The sequence below is a fragment of the Mesorhizobium sp. ISC15 genome (assembly GCF_037162615.1).
Lineage (GTDB): Bacteria > Pseudomonadota > Alphaproteobacteria > Rhizobiales > Rhizobiaceae > Mesorhizobium > Mesorhizobium mediterraneum.
The window spans coordinates 2,404,043-2,418,059 of the sequence record NZ_JAVSPX010000001.1; the positions used below are offsets into that span (position 1 = coordinate 2,404,043).

General features: G+C 64.4%; 12 protein-coding genes. 6 read left to right on the forward strand and 6 right to left on the reverse strand.

Annotated features, from left to right (window positions below; all coding sequences use genetic code 11):
* Window positions 1-146 precede the first annotated feature (146 nt).
* The 5 genes from RPG13_RS11605 (at window position 147) to RPG13_RS11625 (ending at window position 5,418) form a co-directional block, all read left to right on the forward strand.
* Window positions 147-953 (forward strand): SDR family oxidoreductase, encoded by an 807-nt coding sequence (locus tag RPG13_RS11605; protein WP_095483997.1) that lies wholly within the window; start codon window positions 147-149, stop codon window positions 951-953.
* Window positions 954-963: 10 nt separating this feature from the next.
* The gene (locus tag RPG13_RS11610) at window positions 964-1,911 is read left to right on the forward strand and encodes a 3-hydroxyacyl-CoA dehydrogenase (protein WP_128241247.1); all 948 of its coding nucleotides are present in this window, start codon (window positions 964-966) and stop codon (window positions 1,909-1,911) included.
* Window positions 1,908-2,870 carry a 3-keto-5-aminohexanoate cleavage protein gene (locus RPG13_RS11615; RefSeq protein ID WP_292219307.1) on the forward strand — a complete coding sequence of 321 codons (963 nt, stop codon included), beginning with the start codon at window positions 1,908-1,910 and terminating at the stop codon, window positions 2,868-2,870. Before RPG13_RS11610 ends, RPG13_RS11615 begins: the two co-directional genes overlap by 4 nt.
* A 267-nt stretch (window positions 2,871-3,137) precedes the next feature.
* The gene (locus tag RPG13_RS11620; protein WP_337125053.1) at window positions 3,138-4,349 is read left to right on the forward strand and encodes an acyl-CoA dehydrogenase family protein; all 1,212 of its coding nucleotides are present in this window, start codon (window positions 3,138-3,140) and stop codon (window positions 4,347-4,349) included.
* Between the two features lie 31 nt (window positions 4,350-4,380).
* A complete protein-coding gene (locus RPG13_RS11625) occupies window positions 4,381-5,418 on the forward strand; it encodes a phosphotransferase family protein (RefSeq protein WP_337125054.1) in 1,038 nt (345 codons plus the stop codon).
* Between the two features lie 27 nt (window positions 5,419-5,445).
* Here RPG13_RS11625 and RPG13_RS11630 read toward each other — a convergent pair whose 3' ends face one another.
* The 6 genes from RPG13_RS11630 to RPG13_RS11655 all read right to left on the reverse strand — a co-directional run bounded on the left by RPG13_RS11630 (window position 5,446) and on the right by RPG13_RS11655 (window position 12,935).
* Entirely contained in the window at window positions 5,446-5,943 is a 498-nt protein-coding gene (locus RPG13_RS11630) for a sarcosine oxidase subunit gamma family protein (protein WP_337125055.1), read from the reverse strand.
* Window positions 5,936-8,890, reverse strand: coding sequence for a sarcosine oxidase subunit alpha family protein (locus RPG13_RS11635; protein WP_337125056.1), 2,955 nt, complete (start codon window positions 8,888-8,890; stop codon window positions 5,936-5,938). The genes RPG13_RS11630 and RPG13_RS11635 overlap by 8 nt, the downstream gene beginning before the upstream one ends.
* Window positions 8,887-9,198, reverse strand: coding sequence for a sarcosine oxidase subunit delta (locus tag RPG13_RS11640; RefSeq protein ID WP_292713584.1), 312 nt, complete (start codon window positions 9,196-9,198; stop codon window positions 8,887-8,889). The genes RPG13_RS11635 and RPG13_RS11640 overlap by 4 nt, the downstream gene beginning before the upstream one ends.
* A 13-nt stretch (window positions 9,199-9,211) precedes the next feature.
* A complete protein-coding gene (locus tag RPG13_RS11645; RefSeq protein WP_337125057.1) occupies window positions 9,212-10,468 on the reverse strand; it encodes a sarcosine oxidase subunit beta family protein in 1,257 nt (418 codons plus the stop codon).
* 10 nt (window positions 10,469-10,478) lie between these two features.
* On the reverse strand, window positions 10,479-11,627 hold the full coding sequence (locus RPG13_RS11650; RefSeq protein ID WP_337125058.1) for a M24 family metallopeptidase: 1,149 nt from the start codon (window positions 11,625-11,627) through the stop codon (window positions 10,479-10,481).
* A gap of 75 nt (window positions 11,628-11,702) precedes the next feature.
* Window positions 11,703-12,935 carry a M24 family metallopeptidase gene (locus tag RPG13_RS11655; RefSeq protein WP_337125059.1) on the reverse strand — a complete coding sequence of 411 codons (1,233 nt, stop codon included), beginning with the start codon at window positions 12,933-12,935 and terminating at the stop codon, window positions 11,703-11,705.
* Between the two features lie 199 nt (window positions 12,936-13,134).
* Here RPG13_RS11655 and ehuB point away from each other — a divergent pair, with 199 nt between their 5' ends.
* Window positions 13,135-14,004, forward strand: coding sequence for an ectoine/hydroxyectoine ABC transporter substrate-binding protein EhuB (gene ehuB / locus RPG13_RS11660; RefSeq protein WP_095483716.1), 870 nt, complete (start codon window positions 13,135-13,137; stop codon window positions 14,002-14,004).
* Window positions 14,005-14,017 lie beyond the last annotated feature (13 nt).

A 14,017-nucleotide genomic window follows, 5' to 3' on the forward strand; every position in this document is an offset into this window, starting at 1 on the left:
CACCAGCGGGCAATGCTTTCGCCACTATTTCAGCTGCCCTATGCCACAAGGGCAATTCTGTACGGCTTGGTCGTTCTGGGCGCTGTCATGGCGCTGCGCGAACGGCGGCTGCAATGAGAAAGGACAACACGATGAGCGCGACGGCGATGAGTAAAGGGGCACCGTCATCGGCGGACGATTTTCTGACCGGGTTGAAGGGGCAGCGCGTGCTGGTGACGGCAGGCGCCGGCGGTATAGGCTTTGCCATTGCCGACACGTTGTCGCGGCTCGGCGCGCGCATCGTCGTTTGCGACGTCTCCGACGAGGCGCTGGCCGCTGCTCCGGACAGGATAGCGCTCGTCGCCGCGGTCAAGGCCGATGTCTCGCGCGAAGACGACGTCGACCGGCTGTTCGAGACCGTCAAGGAAAAGCTCGGCGGCCTCGACGCGCTGATCAACAATGCCGGCGTTGCCGGGCCGACCGGCGGCGTCGATGAGATCGATCCGGCGGAGTGGCGGCGCTGCATCGACATCTGCCTGACCGGCCAGTTCCTCTGCGCCCGACGTGCCGTGCCGCTGATCAAGGCGGCGGGCGGCGGCTCGATCGTCTCGATGTCGTCGGCGGCCGGCCGCTACGGCTACGCTTTCCGCACACCCTATTCGGCGGCCAAGTTTGGCGTCATCGGTTTCACGCAGAGCCTCGCCAAGGAACTCGGGCCGCACGGCATAAGGGTCAACGCCATCCTGCCCGGCATCATCGAGGGACCACGCATCGACAAGGTCATCGCCGACCGGGCCAAGCAGCTCGGTGTGTCGAATGAGGCGATGACGGAGCGCTATCTCCAGAACATCTCGCTGCGCCGCATGACCAGCCCTTATGACGTCGCCTCGATGGTCGCCTTCCTGCTGTCCAATGCGGGGATCAACATTTCCGGCCAGTCGCTCGGCGTCGACGGCAACGTCGAAACGCTTTGAGGAACCGATCATGACAAAGGTCGCAATTGTCGGCAGCGGGTTCATCGGACGGGCCTGGGCGATCAGCTTCGCCCGCGCCGGCCACGATGTGCGGATGTGGGATCAGTCGCCGGCCGCGGCGGGCGGTGCGCATGATTACGTCGCCGGCGTGCTGGGTGACCTCGCCGCGAACGATCTGCTGCGCGGACAGGCAATCGATGCCGTGCGTGGCCGCATCGCCGTCGTTGCGGAGCTGGAAGAGGCGCTGGCCGATGCGGTCCATATCCAGGAGAACACGCCCGAAAGCCTCGACGTGAAGCGCGAGGTGTTCTCTCTGATTGATGCGTTGGCCGGTCCGCAAGCGGTGATCGCCAGTTCCACCTCGGCGCTGCTGCCGTCGAAATTCACCGATCATCTGCAAGGGCGGCACCGCTGCCTGGTCGTGCATCCGATCAATCCGCCCTATCTCATTCCGGCTGCGGAAATCGTGCCGGCGCCATGGACCTCGCCCGAAACGGTCGAAAGGACCCGCGCCTTACTCGTCGCCGCAGGCCACGCGCCGCTGGTGATGAAGCACGAGCTCGACGGCTTCATCATGAACCGCCTGCAGGGCGCGCTGCTGGAGGAGGCTTTTCGCCTTGTCGCCGACGGCTATGCCAGCGTCGAGGACGTCGATATCGGCATTCGCGACGGGCTGGCGCTACGCTGGTCGTTCATGGGTCCGTTCGAGACGATCGACCTCAATGCACCGGGCGGCGTGCGCGACTATGTCGAGCGCTATCAGACGATCTATGCCAACATTTTTCCGCAGACGCTGCGCCGCGTCGACTGGGCCGGCGAGGTCATCGAGACAGTAGAGGCCGACCGCCGCAAGCGGCTGCCGCGGGAAGAGCTCGGCGAACGGCAGGTGTGGCGCGACCGCCGGCTGATGGCGCTGGCGGCGCACAAGAGAAAATCGGATCAGGAGTTCGGACGATGACGGAAACGAACCGCAAGCCCAGCGCTCAGCAGGCCAAGGGCAAGGTTATCATCACTTGTGCAGTGACGGGGGCGATCCACACGCCGACCATGTCGCCCTATCTGCCGATCACGCCGGACCAGATCGCGTCCGAGGCGATCGCGGCGGCAGAGGCGGGTGCCGCGATCCTGCACCTGCATGCCCGCGACCCTGAGACCGGCAAGCCCGACCAGACGCCGGAGGCGTTCGCGCGTTTCCTGCCGCGCGTCAAGCAAGGCACCAACGCCGCCATTAACATCACCACTGGCGGCAGCCCCTACATGAAGGTCGAGGAGCGCGTGCGCCCAGCCGCTGAGTTCAAGCCGGAAGTCGCGTCGCTCAACATGGGCTCGATCAATTTCGGGCTCTATCACCTCGCGGACAAATACGAGACCTTCAAGTTCGACTGGGAAAAGCCGCATCTGGAAGCGACGCGCGACCTGGTCTTCCGCAATTCGTTCAAAGACATCGAATACATTCTTGCGACCTGCTACGACAACGGCACGCGCTTCGAGTTCGAGTGCTACGACATTGCCCATCTCTACAATCTCTCGCACTTTGCCGACCGTGGGCTGGTGAAGCCACCGTTCTTCGTGCAGTCGGTATTCGGGCTGCTCGGCGGCATCGGCACGCATCCTGAAGACGTCGCCCATATGAAGCGCACCGCCGACCGGCTGTTCGGCGACCAGTTCCGCTGGTCGGTGCTCGGTGCCGGCGCCAGCCAGCTTCGCATTGCCGCGCAGTCGGCGGCCCTTGGCGGCAACATCAGGGTTGGCCTGGAGGACAGCCTATGGGCCGGCAAGGGTAAGCTTGCCAAATCGAACGTCGAACAGGTGGTGCTTGCCCGCAAGATCATCGAAGGCCTCGGCATGGAGGTGGCGACGCCCGACGAGGCGCGCGAGATCCTGTCATTGAAGGGCGGCGACAAGGTCGCGTTCTGAGGCGGATCGCGAGATCTGGGCTTATGACTATGACATCGCGACTGGTGCTGCCAGCAACCGGCGCACTTTCGCCCGCGTCGACACCGGCCGGGGTGGCGCTGCGGCAGCCTGTTCGCAATAACCGGCCTTGGCATCAAAGGCGTTGCGGAACCACGCTTCGCCGGATGACGGCGGCGGCAAAAGGGGATAGAGGCGAATAAGGAAACGAGCGCTTGCTCGATTCCTAGACCATGGCGGCCACCTCGTTTCATCGCTGAGAGTTTGCCCATGAATTTCGATATTCCCACTCGCACGGAAGATTACCGCGTCCGCATTGCCGACTTCGTCGAGCGTGAGATCCTGCCGCTCGAAGCCGACAAGACGTCCTATGACGCGCATGGAAATATCGCCTTGCCGCTGCTGGAGGGGCTTCGCGCCAAGGCGCGGATGGCGGGCCTGTGGTGCCTGCAACTCAAGCCCGAAACCGGCGGCGCCGGTCTCGGCAAGATGGACATGGCGGTCTGCTACGAGGAGATGAACCGGTCGATTTTCGGACCCGTGGTGTTCAATTCGGCAGCGCCCGACGATGGCAACATGATGGTTCTGGAGGCGCTCGGCACGCCAGCGCAAAAGGAAAAATGGCTGAAGCCGATTGTCGAGGGCAAGGTGCGCTCGGCCTTTGCCATGACCGAACCGCACCCCGGCGGCGGCTCGGATCCTTCGATGATCATGACGCGTGCGGAGCGGCGCGGCGACAAATATGTCGTGACCGGCCGCAAATGGTTCATCACCGGCGCTGAGGAGGCCAGCCATTTCATTTTGATCGCGCGAACCTCGGACGACCCGCGCCATGGTCTGTCGGCCCTGATGTTCCACAAGGACCAGCCAGGCTGGCGTATCATGCGCCGCATCGAGATCATGGGCCCGGAGGAGCATGGCGGGCATTGCGAGCTGGAGTTCGATGGGCTCGAAATCCCTGTCGACGACATGCTGGTCGGCGAGGGTAGGGGCATGAAGGTGACGCAGGTGCGGCTCGGCCCAGCGCGGCTTACCCACTGCATGCGATGGCTCGGACTGTCCAAGCGCTGCGTTGAGATCGCGCGCGCCTACGCCGCCGAGCGCTATGGTTTCGGCCAGCGCCTCGCCGACCGCGAAAGCGTCCAGCTGAAGCTCGGTGACCTCGCCATGCGCATCGAGATCGGCCGCATCCTGGTGATGAAGGCTGCGTGGGAGCTGGACCGCGGCGGCTTTGCCCGCAAGGAAGTATCGATGGCCAAGATCCAGGTCGCCAATGTGCTGCATGACGCAGCCGATGTGGCGATCCAGATCAATGGCGCGCGTGGCTATTCCAAGGACACGGTGCTCGAATGGATCTACCGCTATGCTCGCCAGGCGCGGCTGGTCGACGGTGCCGATGAGGTCCACAAGATGGTGCTGAACCGTTTCCTCAACGAGGAAGAGAGAGGCTTCTGGCGCTGGACGGTCGAAGGCGAGGCGTAAGCGACGCGCGGTGGCATCTCAGGAGGAAAAGATGGCGCAGCCGTCGAATGCGGATTTCGATCCTGCGGCATTGAAGGCTTTTCTCTCGAACCGCTTCGGCGACGCCGCCATGACGCTTGAGCGGATTGGCGGCGGACAGTCCAACCCAACCTACTTCGTCGACTATGGTGCGCATCGCATGGTGCTGCGCAAGAAGCCGGCCGGGCCGATCCTGCGCGGGGCGCATGCCGTCGACCGCGAATTCCGCGTGCTTGAAGCGCTTGCACCGACCGATGTGCCGGTGCCCGGGCCGGTGCTCTATCATGACGGTGTCGAGCCGCTCGGCACGCCCTTCTACCTGATGGAGCGGCTGGATGGTCGCGTCTTCCACGACTGTTCGTTGCCCGGCCTTTCGCCCGCGCAGCAACGCGGCATCTATTTCGGCATGGCCGAAGCGATGGCCAAATTGCATGCTGTCCGTCCCGACGAGGTCGGTCTCGGCGACTACGGCCGGCCCGGCAACTATTTCGAGCGCCAGATTGGCCGCTGGACCAAGCAGCTCAGGGAATCGCCGAGTGACAGAATTCCGGCACTCGAAGTGGTCGCCGACTGGCTGCCGCAGCACCTGCCCGCGGATGATGGACGCGTGTCGATCGCCCATGGCGACTTCCGCCTCGGAAATCTGCTGTTCCATCCCGACAAGCCGGAGGTGATCGGCATTCTCGATTGGGAGCTGTCGACGATCGGCCATCCGCTCGCCGATCTCGGCTTTTGCTCGATGACCTGGCATTCGACCCCGGACGAGTATGGCGGCATCCTCGGCCTCGATCATGCCGCGCTCGGCATCCCCAGCCAGCGCGAATTTCTCGACCATTATTTCGCGCATGCCGTGCCCACTGCGCCCCTGGAACGCTTCCATCTGGTTTTTTCGCTGTTCCGTTTCGCGGTGATCTTCGTCGGCATCGCCGACCGGGCGCGCGCAGGCAGCGCGGCGTCGGCCGATGCCGCCGGGAAGTGGCCTCTCGCCGGCCGCTTTGCCGTGCGTGCCCAAGAGATCATCCAAGGAGCGAGACCGTGGAGTGGCTCCTGAGGGGAGGGTTCGCGCCTGGTCCTTTCCCTACCCCGCGGCGTCAGCAATCCAGTCCGAGAGGCTTCGCGAAAAGCTTCGCGGCACCATGAGTTCGCACGCGGTCTCACCGGTGCGCAGGAAAAGCACGGGCACATGATGCAAGGACGTCAGCACGGCCCGGCCCGGGGCGGCCGCCGGCGCGCGCCAGTCGACGGCGATGCATTTGGAGAGAACCCGCGCGATGTCAGCCCCAGCCATTCTGAAACGCACGCGACCTTCGTCGAGAGAAACTGAACAGCCGAGATCCGGGTCGACGGCAAGCGAAGGTGCCTGCGCGCCGTCGTCAAGAGCCAGCCAGAAACGGCGAGGGGTAACGCGGATGACAAGGAAACCCTTGTGGCGAACAGTCTCTCCAACCGAGGCAGGAAGCTTGGTGCCGAGCGACGTCGAGAGGCTCGATTCGAATTGCCCCAGCGTGCCGTCCCAGCCCTCGACCTGGATGAGCGGGCAATCGGCCACGGACAGGCTGAAATCCGGGCTAGCCATGTAGCCGCTCTCCCTGCGGATCGAGAAATACCGGCGAGACGATGCGGGCGCGCACCGTTTCGGTCTTCATCGGATAGACGGCCACGATCTCGCTTCCTTCGCTAGCGACATCGCCAGCAAGCAAGGCCAGCCCGACATAGCGACCGCGTTCAGGGCTGAAGGTGACGGAGGTCACGCGGCCGCGCCCGTGGCCGTAAGGTTTCTCACCCGGCAGGAACAGGATGGCGCCACCGCGCAGGCGTTTCCCCGCCTCGATGCATTCCAGCCCGACCAGGCGCTGCCGGTCTGGCGCCTGGAAGGCGGGGCGTCGTCGCAACACGTCGCCGACGAAGCCGGTGCGCTTGCCGGCCATGCGGCCGAGGCCAAGATCGTCGAGCGTCGTGCGCCCATCGATTTCAGGTCCGGCGACATGGCCCTTTTCGACGCGCAGCGCACCGAGCGCCTCGACGCCGTAAGGCTTCAGGTCAAATGCTCTGCCCGCTTCGAGCAGGCGGCTCCAAAGCTGTTCACCGGCGGTTGCGCCGACATAGATTTCGTAGGCGCGCTCGCCGGAATAACTGAGACGCAGGATGCGGAGCGCACGGCCTTGCCATTCGCTTTCGAGCAACCCCATATGCGCAAGTGCCGCGTCGGAAACGTCGAGAGCGGGAAACGCCGCACTCAGAATTGCGCGGCTTTTCGGTCCGGCAACCGACATCGCCGCCCATTCGTCGCTCACCGAGGTCACGGCTACGCGCAAATCCGGCCAAGCCGTGTCGAGCAGGAATTCCAGACGCGACAGCACATCGGCGGCCTTGGCGGTCGAGGTGGTCATGAAGAACCGGTTCTCCGCCAGCCGCGTCGTGGTGCCGTCGTCGAAGACGATGCCGTCGTCGCGCAGCATGACGCCGTAGCGGGCGCGGCCGACCGGCAGTTTGGCAAAGCCGTTGGCGTAGACGCGATCCAGGAAAATCGCGGCATCCGGGCCCTGGACGTCGATCTTGCCGAGGGTGGAAATGTCCATCAGGCCCGCGGCCTGGCGCGCATTCCGCATTTCGGCGACGTAGGCTTCGTTCACGTCACGTCCGGACTGCTTATAGAAATAGGGCCGCATCCAGAGCCCGACCGCCAGCATCTCGGCGCCATTCGTCATGTGCCAGTCGTGCATCGGCGTGCGGCGGATCGGCTTGAAATGATGGCCGATGGCACGTCCGGCGAGCGCTCCGATGGCGACCGGCGTGTAGGGCGGTCGAAAGGTCGTGGCGCCGGTCTCGGGGATCGTTGCGTTGCGTAAGGCCGCCATCGCGGCAAGCGCCGGAAAATTGCTGGTCTTGCCCTGGTCGGTGCCCATGCCGAGGGTGGTGTAGCGCTTCAGGTGCTCGACCGATTCATAGCCCTCGCGATGGGCGAGCTCGATATCCCCGGTCGTCACGTCCATCTGGAAATCGACGAAGGCCTTTCCACGCCCAGCGGGCAGGACCTCGCGAAGCGGGGCTGCGGCGGTCTCGCCAAGATCGAGTTTCGATGGAGTGGGCGCCGGTCCCGACTTGCCGCAAAACGATGCCGCCTGGGTGCCGGCGCGGTGACCGTCCTCGATGGCACCGGCGGTCGAATAAGCTCCCATCATCGAGCCGGCGCCGAACCGGTCCGCCGCAAACGCGCCCGGCACGAAGCCGCCGATGTCGTCGCGGTAGGCAGGTTTGATGCCCAGATGCGAGGTGAGATGCACGGTCGGCGACCAGCCGCCGGACACGCAGACCAGGTCGCAGGCGGCCTCGGATTGGCCGTCCGGCCCGTTGAGCGTTGCACGCCTGACGGCATGGCCGCCGCGCAGGTCGACGATGTGCGTTGCGGCCCGCACAACCACGCCGAACTGTGCGGCCTCCGCGACAAGTGCTGCAGGAGGTGATGCGCGCAGATCGGCAACCGTCACCTCTGCGCCGGCTGCGGCAAGGTCGAAGGCGGTGCGCCAGGCGCCGTCATTGCTGGTGGCGACGATGATTTTTTTGCCGGGCAGGACGGCGAAACGGTTGAGATAGGTCCGGGCGGCCGAGGCAAGCATGACGCCGGGCCGGTCGTTGTTCGAGAATACCATTGGTCGCTCGATGGCGCCGGTGGCGAAAACGATCGAGCGGGCGCGAAGCATGGTGAACGTCTGCCGCGCCTCGCCGACCGGCTGGCGATTGGTTGGGTCGCGTTGCTCGACCAGTCCGATGACATTGCCGTCATAGATACCGAAAGCGGTCGTCCGCTTCATCAAGGCGACGGTTTCGGAGCTCTCCAGCTCGGCTTCGGTCTGTCTCAACCATGCGGCCGCCGCGCTGTCGGACGGTTCCGCCAGGAGTTGGCCGCCGAGCAGGAAATCCTGCTCGATCAGCGCGACCCGCGCGCCGGCGGCCGCGGCAGCACGCGCCGCCGACAATCCCGCCGGACCGCCGCCGATGATCGCGACATCGGCAAACGCATGACGAACCTCGTAACGGTCGGGGTCAGGGTCGGTGCCGGCTCTGCCCAGCCCGGCCGCCTTGCGGATAAAATGCTCGTAGAACATCCAGGCACGGCGCGTCGGGCCCATGAAGGTCTTGTAGTAGAAGCCGGCCGAAAGGAACGGCGCCAGCAGGCCGTTGGCGCTTTGCACGTCAAAGGCAAGCGAGGGCCAGCGGCTCTGGCTCTCCGCGACCATGCCGTTTGTAAGTTCCAGCGTCGTCGCTGGCAGGTTCGGCTCGCGCCTGCCTGCGATTCCCTGCGTAGCCAGCGCGTTCGGCTCCTCCGGCCCGGCGGAAAAAATGCCGCGTGGACGATGATATTTGAAGCTGCGCCCGACCAGGGTGACGCCGTTGGCGAGCAGCGCGGACGCCAGCGTGTCGCCGCGACATCCAGCCAGCTTGCGGCCGTCGAAGGTAAAATCGATCGGCTGCTCGCGGTCGATACGGCCACCCATCGACAGCCGCTTATGGTTCGAACTCATGCTGGTGATTTCCTGGCCGATGGTTTCCTGGCGGGTGATTTCCTGGCCGACAATTTCCGGGCGAAGTCGACGGATGCGATGACGTGGTTGCGCGTGTCGCGTTCGACCATCAGCCACTGGCGGCAGCCGGTCACGTGCTGCCAGAATTCGCGATGCAGGCCGGCCGGGTTTGCTCTGGTATAAACGTAACGGTACCAGGCCTCCGGATCGGGATCGTCATGGGCCGGACGTGTGACGGAAGCATCGCCGCCGTAGCGGAACTCGTCATGGTCGCGCAGACCGCAGCAGGGGCATTCGATGCGCAGCATTGTCTTGCGCCTCCTATTGCAGCCAAGCGGAAGGGCCGGCGCCAGCCTCATCGAGCGTGTGGCCGGTGCGGAAACGATCGAGCCCGTAGGCCGCGATCAAGGGGTGCGGCTTGCCGGTGGCGATCGTGTGCGCGAAGCACCAACCGGAAGCCGGCGTCGCCTTGAAGCCGCCATAGCACCAGCCGCCGTTGAGATAGAGACCCTCGATCGGCGTCGGGCAGATGATCGGGCTGGCATCGGGTGTCATGTCCATGACGCCGCCCCAATGGCGCAGCAGACGGACGCGCGAAATGCATGGCATCAGCGCAATCGCCGCCTCCGCCACTTCGCGCACGACGCCGAGATTGCCGCGCTGGGCGTAGGAATTGTAGCCGTCGAGATTGCCGCCGAAGACCAGCCCGCCCTTGTCCGACTGGCTGACGTAGAAATGGTCGGCGCCATAGGCGACGACTTGGTCTACCAACGGCTTCAGCGGTTCGGTGACAAAGGCCTGCAGGACGTGGCTTTCGATCGGCAGTTCCAGGCCGGCCTTGGCACCGAGCACGGATGTATGACCGGCAACAGCGAGGCCGACCTTGTTGGCGCCGATCCGGCCTTTCGTCGTTTCGACGCCGACGATCCTGTCGCCGTCGCGGAGGAAACCTGTCACCTCGCAGTTCTGGATGATGTCGACGCCATGGCCGTCGGCGGCGCGGGCATAGCCCCAGGCGACGGCGTCGTGGCGCGCCGTGCCCGCCCGGCCCTGGAAGATAGCGCCATGGATCGGAAAGCGGGCGGTGTCGGAAAAGTCGAGATAGGGCACCAGACGTCGCACCTCGTCGCGGTCGAGGATATCGGCATCGATGCCGTTCAGCCGCATGATGTTGGCGCGGTGGCTAAAGCTATCGAGCTGGTCGGCCGAATGCGCCGTGACGAGCTGGCCGCGCTGCGAGAACATGACGTTGAAATTCAGCGCCCGCGACATGTTCTCCCAGAGCTTCATCGAGAATTCGTAGAACTGGGTGTTGCCGTCGAGCAGGTAGTTGGAGCGGATGACGGTGGTGTTGCGGCCGACATTGCCGCCGCCGATATAGCCCTTTTCGAGAACAACGACATTGCGGATGCCGTGGTTCTCGGCGAGGTAGAACGCGGTAGCGAGGCCGTGACCACCGCCGCCGATGACGATCACGTCGTAGGACGGTTTTGGCTCCGCTGCCCGCCAGGCGCGCTGCCAGTTCTTCTGGCCTGACAGCGCGTTGCGGAAAATCGAGAATGCCGAGTAGCGCGCCATGCGTGCGGGCCTATCGAACGATCGGGCCGGCCGGCGTGCGGGTGAGCACTTCGGCGCCCGCATCGGTCAGAAGGACCGTGTTGGAGACGAAGTCATCGCCGCGACCGGTGCCCATCAGCCACGACAGGATGTGAAAGCTCATCCCCATCTCGATCTCGAGATCGGAATCGTGCCTCAAGCCGGTCACCGAATTGCCGCCGGTCCATGATGGCGGCTGTCCGGCGCCGACCAGGTAGCCGCAGTGATGGCGGCGATAGTGGGAAAGACCGGCATCGTCGGCGACGGCTTGCCAGGCGGCATAGACGTCGCGCGCTCTGGCGCCGGGCCGCAGCGCCTCGACGACCGCGTTGAAGGCCTTGGCGGTCACTTCCGCCATCGCGGCATCTTCGTCGCTGATGTGGCCGATGCGAACGAGCCGGCCGAGCGGTGCGTGATATCGCGAGATGCAGCCGGACAGTTCGACGAAGACCGGCTCGCCCTTGCGATAGATCCCGTCACCCCAGGTCGTATGCTCTTCGCCCAGGCGCGCGGCCGGGCGGATGAACGGGCCGAAGCCCGGAGCATGACCGCCGGCGCGGATCATCGCCGCAACGCATTGGGCCGCGACCTCTTGTTCGGAGGCGCCGTCCGAGATCGCCGCGATCGCGGCGCCGGCGGCAGCGTCAGTCACTTGTGCCGCCTGACGCATCAGCGCCTGTTCCTCGGCGCTCTTCACCCGCCGCATTTTGTCGACCAGACCGGAGACATCGCTCCATCTGGCATCAGCCTGCGTTTGGAGTGCGATGGCAAGCCCATGGCTTAGGCCAGCCGTCCAGTATTCGAGGCCGATCCGCTCGCCGGACAGGCCGAGTTCCGCAAGCACGCGCGCGGCAAGATCGGCCGCCGTTTCGCTGTCGGAATGGCCGCGGAATTCCGCTGCGGTCACCTGTTTCTCGATCGTCACCTTTTCCATCGAGCGGGTGACCAGAACAGGTTTTCCTTCGAGCGGGACGATCAGCAGGTGAGGGGCAAAATAACCCCAGTGATCGAGCCCGGTGAGGTAGAAGACGTTCTCCGGCGACGCAAAGACCGCCGCGTCGAACTCACGCTCGGCCAGCGCCGTGCGGACCTTGGCAAGGCGGCCGGCGATTTCGGCTTCGGAAAACGGATTACGGTCCATCAGGCGTCCTCGTGCTGGGTGCCGGTTTCGTTGCCGGCATGATCTTTCGTCAGTTCCGGGTTCCCGTCCTCATGGTCAGTCGATGACGATGAGTTCGCGCGCCACATCGCAGAGGCGTTCGCCGCCGCGATCCGTGACAACGAAGGATTCCGAGATGGCGATGCCGAAATCGTCGAGCCAAACGCCGGCCATGAAATGGAAGCACATCCCGGACTGCATCTGGGTGGTGTCGCCGGGACGGAGACTTGCGGTGCGCTCGCCCCAATCGGGCGGGTAGGCGAGCCCGACCGGATAGCCGACGCGGCTTTCCTTCTTCAGCCCATTCCTCCGCAGGACCGCCTGCCAGGCGGCTTCCACCTCTTCGGCGGTGGTGCCGGGGCGCGCCTTCTCAAGGCCGGCGTCGACGCCCTCGACGATCGCCTTAGCCATGTCGAGGATAGCTTGCGGCGGCTTGCCGAAATGCACGGTCCGCGTCAGCGCCGCATGATAGCGCCGCCGCACCCCGGCGATCTCCAGAATGGCGAGGCCGCTGTCCGGCAACGGCGCATCGGACCACGTCAGATGCGGCGTGCTGGTGCCCTCGCCGACGGGCATCAGCGGACAGATTGCAGCATAGTCGCCGCCCGCTCCGGGCACGCCCATGATCTGCGCGTGATAGATTTCCGCAATGACATGGTTCTGAGGCACGCCAGGTCGCATCTTTTCGATGGCGCGGTTCATGGCGTGCGTGCAGATCGCACCGGCCTCGCGGATCAGCACCAGCTCGGCTTCGGATTTGACCAGTCGCGCCCAGTTGACGAGATCATGGTTGTTGGCGAAGTGCGCGTCAGGCAGCCCGCTGACGAGATGGGCGTGGCAGCGCGCGGTGTAATAATGCGCGTCCATCTCGACGCCGATGCAGGCCTTTCCCCAGCCACGCGATCGGATCAGCTGGGCGAGTTCGTCATAGGGGTGTTCGACGGGCTGCTGCACCAGCCGTTCCGAGAACGGCACGATGTTTTTCTCCGGCAGGCCGGTGGTCAGGCGTGCGCTCCTGGCGTCCTGCGCCCTGCCGAACCAGATCGGCCGGTCCTCTTCCAGATGGACGAGGACGCACTGCGGAACGTAGAACGACCATCCGTCATAACCGGTCAGCCAGCACATATTGGCGGGATCCTGACAGACGATGAGGTCGAAGCCGGCTTTCTCCATGCGTCTCTTCACGCCAGTTAGGCGCTGCGTATAGTCCGCTTGCGTGAATGTCCCGAAACCGCTCGCGCTCGCCACCGAAATCCTGCCTTTACGGATGCGCTGTTTTGCCCTTTTCACACGGGCAACTTGCCTAAATTGTGCACAACTAGACAATAATTTGTCGTTTGACTGCAAATTATCGCCGAATTTCTAGCGTTTTTATATCTTCACTTGCGCAATGTCTAGGGCAGTTGTATACGTCTTATCAGGCGGGTGTCGACCTCGAAGAAGGCTGCGCCCTGGGAACCATTCATCAGTTGTTCAATGGGAGAAAAGCATGTTCAAATCATCGATATCGCGCCGGATGGTCGTCAAAGCCGCCGCCTGCCTCGCGCTCGCCGCCACGTCATTGGCGTCATTGCCCGCTCATGCGGAAACCACTCTCGAACGGGCCAAGAAGGACGGCTACATCCGCGTCGGCTTCGCCAACGAGGCGCCGTTTGGTTTCGCCACGCCTGACGGCAAGCTGACCGGCGAGGCGCCGGAAGTCGCCAAGGCGGTGCTCGCCAAGATGGGTATCGCGCAGGTCGACGGCGTGCTCACCGAATTCGGTTCGCTCATTCCGGGTCTCAAGGCCGGCCGCTTCGACATCATCGCCGCTGGCATGTTCATCAATCCGAAGCGCTGCGCCGAGATCAATTTCTCCGAGCCGTCCTACGGCATCGGTCAGGCCATGCTGGTGGCAAAAGGCAATCCGAAGGGCGTGAAGGATTATTCCAGCATCAAGGACAATCCGGATCTCAAGCTCGCCGTGATGGCCGGCGCCGTCGAGGGCGGCTATGCCAAGGACGCCGGCGTCGCCGCAGGGCAGATTGTCGCTTTGCCCGACCAGTCCAGCCTTGTGGCCGCTGTTCAGGCTGGCCGCGCGGACGCTGCCGCACTGACCGCCCTTTCGATCGCCGACATGGCCAAGAAGGCCGACGGCGTCGAATCGACCAAGCCGTTCGGCGAGGTTGCCGGCAAGTCGGTGAAAGGCCATGGCGGCTTCGGCTTCCGCAAGGAAGATACCGATCTGCAGGAGGCGTTCAACGCCGAGCTGAAGACGTTCCTCGGTTCACCGGAGCACATCGCGCTGGTCGAGCCGCTCGGCTTCGGCAAGGACTATCTCCCCAACAAGACCACCGCGCAGCTTTGCGCGGGCGAGTAGGTTCCCAACTGCT

What these genes read in the sequence shown, in the direction of transcription:
- RPG13_RS11605 (WP_095483997.1), top strand. Translation starts at nt 147, where the DNA reads ATGAGTAAAGGGGCACCGTCATCGGCGGACGATTTTCTGACCGGGTTG.
- RPG13_RS11610 (WP_128241247.1), top strand. Translation starts at nt 964, where the DNA reads ATGACAAAGGTCGCAATTGTCGGCAGCGGGTTCATCGGACGGGCCTGG.
- RPG13_RS11615 (WP_292219307.1), top strand. Translation starts at nt 1,908, where the DNA reads ATGACGGAAACGAACCGCAAGCCCAGCGCTCAGCAGGCCAAGGGCAAG.
- RPG13_RS11620 (WP_337125053.1), top strand. Translation starts at nt 3,138, where the DNA reads ATGAATTTCGATATTCCCACTCGCACGGAAGATTACCGCGTCCGCATT.
- RPG13_RS11625 (WP_337125054.1), top strand. Translation starts at nt 4,381, where the DNA reads ATGGCGCAGCCGTCGAATGCGGATTTCGATCCTGCGGCATTGAAGGCT.
- RPG13_RS11630 (WP_337125055.1), bottom strand. Translation starts at nt 5,943, where the DNA reads ATGGCTAGCCCGGATTTCAGCCTGTCCGTGGCCGATTGCCCGCTCATC.
- RPG13_RS11635 (WP_337125056.1), bottom strand. Translation starts at nt 8,890, where the DNA reads ATGAGTTCGAACCATAAGCGGCTGTCGATGGGTGGCCGTATCGACCGC.
- RPG13_RS11640 (WP_292713584.1), bottom strand. Translation starts at nt 9,198, where the DNA reads ATGCTGCGCATCGAATGCCCCTGCTGCGGTCTGCGCGACCATGACGAG.
- RPG13_RS11645 (WP_337125057.1), bottom strand. Translation starts at nt 10,468, where the DNA reads ATGGCGCGCTACTCGGCATTCTCGATTTTCCGCAACGCGCTGTCAGGC.
- RPG13_RS11650 (WP_337125058.1), bottom strand. Translation starts at nt 11,627, where the DNA reads ATGGACCGTAATCCGTTTTCCGAAGCCGAAATCGCCGGCCGCCTTGCC.
- ehuB (WP_095483716.1), top strand. Translation starts at nt 13,135, where the DNA reads ATGTTCAAATCATCGATATCGCGCCGGATGGTCGTCAAAGCCGCCGCC.